The sequence below is a fragment of the Bacillus yunxiaonensis genome, from assembly GCF_037104695.1.
In the GTDB taxonomy this organism is placed as follows: domain Bacteria; phylum Bacillota; class Bacilli; order Bacillales; family Bacillaceae_G; genus Bacillus_A; species Bacillus_A yunxiaonensis.
Genome location: NZ_JBAWSV010000009.1, coordinates 170,198 through 177,014, shown reverse-complemented (window position 1 = coordinate 177,014; position 6,817 = coordinate 170,198). Strand labels below are relative to the sequence as shown.

The 6,817-nt window shown below is 39.0% G+C and carries 5 protein-coding genes, 16 tRNA genes and 1 rRNA gene; all 22 read left to right on the top strand.

All coding sequences use genetic code 11. From position 1 onward, the window contains the following. The first annotated feature begins 11 nt into the window (after positions 1–11). The 22 genes from rrf to trmL all read left to right on the top strand — a co-directional run bounded on the left by rrf (position 12) and on the right by trmL (position 6,704). A 5S ribosomal RNA gene (gene rrf / locus WAX78_RS21685) occupies positions 12–127 on the top strand. 9 nt (positions 128–136) lie between these two features. Beyond that, positions 137–211, top strand: a tRNA-Asn gene (locus WAX78_RS21680). A 3-nt stretch (positions 212–214) separates the two neighbouring features. Beyond that, positions 215–306 (top strand) — tRNA-Ser (locus tag WAX78_RS21675). Positions 307–315: 9 nt separating this feature from the next. After that, positions 316–390, top strand: a tRNA-Glu gene (locus WAX78_RS21670). A 4-nt stretch (positions 391–394) separates the two neighbouring features. Further along, positions 395–470: transfer RNA gene (locus WAX78_RS21665), tRNA-Val, on the top strand. Positions 471–490: 20 nt separating this feature from the next. After that, positions 491–567: transfer RNA gene (locus tag WAX78_RS21660), tRNA-Met, on the top strand. Positions 568–570: 3 nt separating this feature from the next. Beyond that, positions 571–646, top strand: a tRNA-Asp gene (locus tag WAX78_RS21655). Positions 647–654: 8 nt separating this feature from the next. After that, positions 655–730 (top strand) — tRNA-Phe (locus WAX78_RS21650). 30 nt (positions 731–760) lie between these two features. Further along, positions 761–836: transfer RNA gene (locus WAX78_RS21645), tRNA-Thr, on the top strand. Between the two features lie 8 nt (positions 837–844). Further along, positions 845–928, top strand: a tRNA-Tyr gene (locus WAX78_RS21640). Positions 929–942: 14 nt separating this feature from the next. Next, a tRNA-Trp gene (locus tag WAX78_RS21635) sits at positions 943–1,016 on the top strand. Positions 1,017–1,026: 10 nt separating this feature from the next. Further along, a tRNA-His gene (locus WAX78_RS21630) sits at positions 1,027–1,102 on the top strand. Positions 1,103–1,215: 113 nt separating this feature from the next. Further along, a tRNA-Gln gene (locus WAX78_RS21625) sits at positions 1,216–1,290 on the top strand. A 5-nt stretch (positions 1,291–1,295) separates the two neighbouring features. Continuing rightward, positions 1,296–1,370: transfer RNA gene (locus WAX78_RS21620), tRNA-Gly, on the top strand. A gap of 10 nt (positions 1,371–1,380) precedes the next feature. Continuing rightward, positions 1,381–1,454: transfer RNA gene (locus tag WAX78_RS21615), tRNA-Cys, on the top strand. Positions 1,455–1,460: 6 nt separating this feature from the next. Next, positions 1,461–1,542 (top strand) — tRNA-Leu (locus WAX78_RS21610). Positions 1,543–1,778: 236 nt separating this feature from the next. Further along, positions 1,779–2,546: a transglycosylase domain-containing protein gene (locus tag WAX78_RS21605; RefSeq protein WP_336484108.1), complete on the top strand. Its 768-nt coding sequence runs from the start codon at positions 1,779–1,781 to the stop codon at positions 2,544–2,546. Between the two features lie 192 nt (positions 2,547–2,738). Further along, on the top strand, positions 2,739–3,389 hold the full coding sequence (locus WAX78_RS21600; RefSeq protein WP_336484107.1) for a DsbA family protein: 651 nt from the start codon (positions 2,739–2,741) through the stop codon (positions 3,387–3,389). A gap of 113 nt (positions 3,390–3,502) precedes the next feature. Beyond that, positions 3,503–3,576 (top strand) — tRNA-Gly (locus tag WAX78_RS21595). A 499-nt stretch (positions 3,577–4,075) separates the two neighbouring features. Next, the gene (gene queG, locus WAX78_RS21590; protein WP_336484106.1) at positions 4,076–5,215 is read left to right on the top strand and encodes a tRNA epoxyqueuosine(34) reductase QueG; all 1,140 of its coding nucleotides are present in this window, start codon (positions 4,076–4,078) and stop codon (positions 5,213–5,215) included. A 48-nt stretch (positions 5,216–5,263) separates the two neighbouring features. Continuing rightward, positions 5,264–6,160, top strand: a complete 897-nt coding sequence (locus WAX78_RS21585) for an amidase domain-containing protein (protein WP_336484105.1) — start codon at positions 5,264–5,266, stop codon at positions 6,158–6,160. A 55-nt stretch (positions 6,161–6,215) separates the two neighbouring features. Beyond that, positions 6,216–6,704 carry a tRNA (uridine(34)/cytosine(34)/5-carboxymethylaminomethyluridine(34)-2'-O)-methyltransferase TrmL gene (gene trmL, locus WAX78_RS21580; RefSeq protein ID WP_336484104.1) on the top strand — a complete coding sequence of 163 codons (489 nt, stop codon included), beginning with the start codon at positions 6,216–6,218 and terminating at the stop codon, positions 6,702–6,704. The last annotated feature ends 113 nt before the right edge of the window (positions 6,705–6,817 follow it).

Genomic DNA, 6,817 nt, shown 5'->3' with positions numbered 1-6,817 from the left:
AATAATAAAAGTCTGGTAATGATGGCAGAGAGGTCACACCCGTTCCCATACCGAACACGGAAGTTAAGCTCTCTAGCGCCGATGGTAGTTGGGACTTTGTCCCTGTGAGAGTAGGACGTTGCCAGGCTTACAATATTCCGCAGTAGCTCAGTGGTAGAGCTATCGGCTGTTAACCGATCGGTCGTAGGTTCGAGTCCTACCTGCGGAGCCAATTGGAGAGCTGTCCGAGATGGCCGAAGGAGCACGATTGGAAATCGTGTATACGTCATAAGCGTATCAAGGGTTCGAATCCCTTGCTCTCCGCCATAACATTTTGGCCCGTTGGTCAAGTGGTTAAGACACCGCCCTTTCACGGCGGTAACACGGGTTCGAATCCCGTACGGGTCACCACTTTGGAGGATTAGCTCAGCTGGGAGAGCACCTGCCTTACAAGCAGGGGGTCGGCGGTTCGATCCCGTCATCCTCCACCATATAATTTTATAAATATCATCGCGGGGTGGAGCAGTCTGGTAGCTCGTCGGGCTCATAACCCGAAGGTCGCAGGTTCAAATCCTGTCCCCGCAACCAAATGGTCCCGTGGTGTAGTGGTTAACATGCCTGCCTGTCACGCAGGAGATCGCCGGTTCGACCCCGGTCGGGACCGCCATTTATGAAGGCTCGGTAGCTCAGTCGGTAGAGCAGAGGACTGAAAATCCTCGTGTCGGCGGTTCGATTCCGTCCCGAGCCACCATTTTAGATAGCAATTTTTATACATTATAATGCCGGCTTAGCTCAATTGGTAGAGCAACTGACTTGTAATCAGTAGGTTGGGGGTTCAAGTCCTCTAGCCGGCACCATGTAAGTCGGAGGGGTAGCGAAGTGGCTAAACGCGGCGGACTGTAAATCCGCTCCTTCGGGTTCGGCAGTTCGAATCTGCCCCCCTCCACCATTTACATTTTATATAGGGGCATAGTTTAACGGTAGAACAGAGGTCTCCAAAACCTCCGGCGTGGGTTCGATTCCTACTGCCCCTGCCAAAACAGCATGGCGGCTGTGGCGAAGTGGTTAACGCATCGGATTGTGGCTCCGACACTCGTGGGTTCGATTCCCATCAGTCGCCCCATTTTTAATATTACTTTACAAGTTAAATTAATTGTGATAATATACTAAATGTCGAGTTTGGATATTTAAAGTAATAAAAATGATGATAAATCATATAATGTATTAATTATTCGATGGGCTATAGCCAAGCGGTAAGGCAACGGACTTTGACTCCGTCATGCGCTGGTTCGAATCCAGCTAGCCCAGCCATTTTTGCGGAAGTAGTTCAGTGGTAGAATACAACCTTGCCAAGGTTGGGGTCGCGGGTTCGAATCCCGTCTTCCGCTCCAAATTTAATATGGCGGCATAGCCAAGTGGTAAGGCAGAGGTCTGCAAAACCTTTACCACCGGTTCGAATCCGGTTGCCGCCTCCATATTATGCCGATGTGGCGGAATTGGCAGACGCGCACGACTCAAAATCGTGTTCCGTAAGGAGTGTCGGTTCGACCCCGACCATCGGTACTGTTTAGACGAGGATAACTCGTTTTTTTTGTGTTTATTTATAAGTGTAAAATATGAGTGGATACTCGATAATATTAAGCGTTTCCTACTGCAGTGGGAGGCGTTTTTTTCTTTCAAGTGATTTCTCTTACAACTTTGTAAGGTAGTTGTAAGAGAAATCGATTGGATATTTTTAAAAAGCGAGGTATTCTTAAATTAAGAACAATGAATGTTAGAGAAACGAGGGGGTGTCTGTCGTGAAAGAGCGAACAGTATCTCGTACTGCTTTTGATCATAATATTACTTTAATTCCGAGAACAAAAATTTTGTATAAAGCTCTTATATTATTAGTAGTACTAAGCTGTGCATTATTATTTGTTGGAAATAAAATGATTGAACAAAAAGATATAAGTAAATTGAAAGTACCTGTTCATTTTGAGGTGCCAGAACAGTTAGGGAATGCATTTATTGCAACGGAAGATAAGCGCTTCTATCATCATAATGGACTAGACTATATTGCAATTGTTAGAGCGGCAGTGGAAAATATAAAGGCGGGCGGTGTTGTACAAGGTGGCAGTACAATAACTCAGCAGCTTGCTAAAAATGTTTTTTTAACAAAAGACCGAACATTTTCTCGTAAATGGAATGAAGTTTTCTATACAAAAAAAATTGAGCGAACATTTACGAAAAATGAGATTTTAAAACTGTACTTAAGCAATATTTATTATGGAGAAGGAGCATGGGGCGTTGAGAATGCGGCGAAGCTTTATTTTGGTAAAACGGTAGATCAATTAACATTAAGTGAAAGTGCTATGCTTGCAGCTGTTGTGAAAGCTCCTACTTATTATTCGCCTGTACAGCACTATGATAAAGCTGTAGAAAGACGTAATATTGTGTTAAAGCTTATGGAACGAGAAGGATATATAACTCACGCGGAATATGTACAAGCTACAAATGAAAAGCTTATTATTCGTAATGATATTCCAAAAAGTCAACCAGTACAGCAGGAAAAAGCGGTTAGTTAAGAGTAAGTTCAAAATGAACTTACTCTTTTTTTAGTGAATGAATTTAAGAGAAGTGAGACACAATATTGTCACATTTGTTTAATTTTGCTGATTTTGTGAGCGACTTCAATGGACTGTTTATATGAGAATTGATATCATGAGTAATGTGTATAAGCATCATACAAAGAATAAAAACATTAAAGAGGAATGTGTATGAAATCAAAAAATATTATAATTCTCGGCGTTATTTTTTCTATTGCGGCACTGATTGTAATTGGGACAATTGCATATAGCATCGTGAGTAACAAGACAGAAAATGGAAAAGATACATTTTTATATGGCACACAACAATCGTTAGGAGAGAAAGATGCTCCGATTCATATTGTTGAGTTTGGAGATTTTAAATGTCCAGCTTGTCGTACATGGGATGCAACGGTATTACCACGTTTAAAAGAAGAGTATATTAACAAAGGGAAAGTTCAGCTGCATTTTATTAACTTTCCATTCATTGGGAAAGATTCTGATTTAGGAGCAGCTGCTGGAGAAGCGATTTATAAGCAAGATCCAAAAGCTTTTTGGACATTTTATGATGAAATATATCAAAATCAAAAGAATGAAGATGAAAAGTGGATTACAGAGGATCTATTAGTAAATATCGTAAAGCAAAAGCTACCTAGTATTGATGTAACGGAGTTTAAAAAGGATTTAAATAGTAAGGAAATAAAAGATAAAGTACAGAAGGATCTTGACCTTGCTCAGAAGTTAAAAGTACAAGGTGCACCATCCATATACGTAAATGGTAAACTTGCTAACCCAGACTATGATAGTATTAAAAATGCAATTGAGAAAGAAGCGAAAAAGTGATGAATGATTCATCACTTTTTCGACTTTTTTCGATAAAATTCTTGCAACACCTAATATTCCATGCTATACTTCTTAACATAAGTTAACAAAAAATTAATATTTTCTTCATATTTGCGGGTGTAGTTTAGTGGTAAAACAAGAGCCTTCCAAGCTCTGGTCGAGAGTTCGATTCTCTTCACCCGCTCCAAATCTCATTCCAAATTCCCATAATAATTGTGATCAACGCAGTGTTTCGTTTCTTAGATAAACGAGGTATTGCGTTTTTTTATGTTTGGAATGCAGGAATACATGTGAAAATAGTAATGTAGAATTCCCTATGATATATATTGTTATAATAAAGTTAAATATTTATCCCGCTATTCGCGGGCAGTAAGTCCCTCTACTGATGGAAGCTTCACTTTATCAGTAAATATATTAAGCAACGGTGAGTTTTTGTACATGAAATTAAAGCGTGAACAGCGCGATCTCTATATAGATTTTATAAAAAGAAAGGTGGTAAAACTGTTACTGAAAAGAGGCGGAACCTCAATAAGCAGAATATGTTGTATTCCAGTGGATAGGCAAAAATTTACGCCTATGGGGAACGATACAAACCATAGTAATGAGAAAGTGATGAGGCAGGGTTTGTAGAAACAGGAAAACTCTGAATGGGTATGTTTGTACACATTTTCAGTAGCAGAGTAAGTGTGAACTTCGAACAATTAAAGCAAGATGTGATAGCTTATAGTAAAACAATCGGAATTGATAAAATAGGTTTTGCGAGCGCTTCGCCATTTGAAGAGTTAAAGCAACGACTTATGCAGCAGCAACAATTAGGATACCAATCTGGATTTGAAGAGTCTGATATAGAAAAAAGAACGAATCCGCAATTATTATTACCAGGTGCAAAATCAATTATTGCTATTGCATTGGCTTATCCTTCAAAATTGAAAAATGCACCGCTAAGCAAACGTGGTGAGCGACGAGGTATTTTTTGCCGTGCTTCTTGGGGACAAGATTATCATCTTGTTTTGCGTGATCGTTTAGAGAAGCTGGAAGCATATTTAATTGAACGTTTACCAGGGATAGAAGTAAAATCGATGGTAGATACGGGAGAATTAAGCGATCGAGCCGTTTCAGAGCGAGCAGGCATTGGGTGGAGCGGAAAGAACTGTTCCATTATTACGCCGGAATTTGGTTCGTATGTTTATTTGGGCGAGATGATTACAAATATTCCTTTTCCACCAGATACTCCAATTGAAGATCAATGCGGGAGCTGTACAAAGTGCATTGATGTTTGTCCAACAGGGGCGCTTGTCCAAGGCGGACAATTAAATGCTCAAAAATGTATTGCATTTTTAACGCAAACGAAAGGATTTCTTCCGGAAGAATATCGAGATAAGATTGGAAATCGCATTTACGGATGCGATACGTGTCAAACTGTTTGTCCAAAAAATAAGGGGATAGATTTTCATAATCACCCAGAAATGGAACCAGATCCAGAGCTCGTCAAGCCGTTATTAAAACCTCTTCTTACGATTAGCAATCGTGATTTTAAAGAAAAGTATGGCATTATGTCTGGTTCATGGCGGGGGAAAAAGCCATTACAGAGAAATGCGATTTTGGCGCTTGCGCACTTTAAAGATACGACGGCTATTCCTGATTTAGTTGCCTTAATGAAAGAAGATCCTCGTCCTGTTATTCGTGGAACAGCGGCGTGGGCACTAGGTAAAATTGGTGGAGAAGGGGTTCAAGAGGCTATTGAAAAAGCACAAGAGCGGGAGAAAGATGAAGAAGTACTTCATGAAATGAATCGTGGTCTTGAACTATTAGCTGAGAAAAAATAGCAGATTATTGCCCATTCCCTCATATTGTAATAGGGGGAGGGAAGCGTTATGACTGTAAAACAGCATCTTCAAGAATGCCTTCAAAGGCAATTGGATTATATAACAAATAAACGTATAGATGAACAGGAAATTTCAGATGATATTGTTGATATGCTACAGCGTAAACGGACGCTCTTTAAGCAGCGAAATGCTGAAATTGTAAAGAGCAATGCTAATGTATCTTTTATTAGACAATTAAAAGGCGTTAATTATGATGAGGTAGATTATCAAATTCATTTTCAGTATTTAATTCGTCATCATCATTTATTTTATGTAGAGGAAGAACAAATGGAGAGGCGTTTACGATTAGAAGATGGATGTATCACGCAAGATATAATGATTGAAACACCAATGGATGAAGAGAAAATTGGAACGTTAGAACGTGAAGTAATAAAGGGAAAAGGACAATATGTCCCATATAGTTATAATCGATTAGAGGCAGTAAAATATGCAGAGCGGTGGTGGGATGACCGTAATCCAGCTTATCAGAACTTCCCTGATAATTGTACAAATTTTATTTCACAATGTCTTCATGCCGGGGAAACACCGATGACTGGATATCCGAATATTCGCAGTGGGTGGTGGCAGCAAAACAGTCAATGGAGCTGGAGCTGGGCGGTAGCACATTCCTTTCATTGGTACTTATCAAGTACTTCCGTAGGACTTCGAGCAAAACAAATGGAGAAACCAGAAGATCTTATGCTTGGAGATGTGATTGTATATGATTTTGAAGATGATGGAAGATGGAATCATACAACGATTGTCGTAGCAAAGGATGCGAATGGTATGCCTCTTGTAAATGCGCATTCTGCCAATAGTCGCAAGCGTTATTGGAATTATGAAGACTCAAGTAAGTATACACCGCAAATGAAATATAAGTTTTTTCATATTCTCAATAACGACTAGAGATTTTTTGTCCAAGTGGTATAATACGTAGTAGAAAAAGATTGAGGTGAACATTGTGGGAATACATGTTGTTTTATATCAACCAGAAATTCCAGCGAATACAGGTAATATTGCGCGTAGTTGTGCAGCAACAGGTGCAGAATTACATTTAATTAGACCGCTTGGATTTTCTACTGACGATAAAGCGTTAAAGCGTGCTGGATTAGATTATTGGGAGCACGTAAAAATTACGTATTATGATTCTATTGAGGAATTTTATGAAAAAAATGCAAATGGTGAGTTTTTCTACTTAACAAAGTATGGTGAGAAAGCACACACGGCATTTGATTATAGCAATGTAGAACAAGATTACTATTTCGTATTTGGAAGAGAAACAAATGGTCTTCCAGCAAATGTGATTGAAGAGAATTTTGATCATTGCTTACGTATCCCAATGACTGATAAAGTCCGTTCTTTAAACTTATCTAATACTGCAGCAATTTTAATTTATGAGGCATTGCGTCAGCAAAATTATCCAGGATTAGATGTAGAAATTGTTTATTAAAAGCCGTCCTATGACGGCTTTTTTTTTTGGAAGAAAATTAATATTTTTGATAAAAATTTGCATCTGTTTAAAAAAACGACAAATTCCGTTAAAATAGTATATATAAATACAAA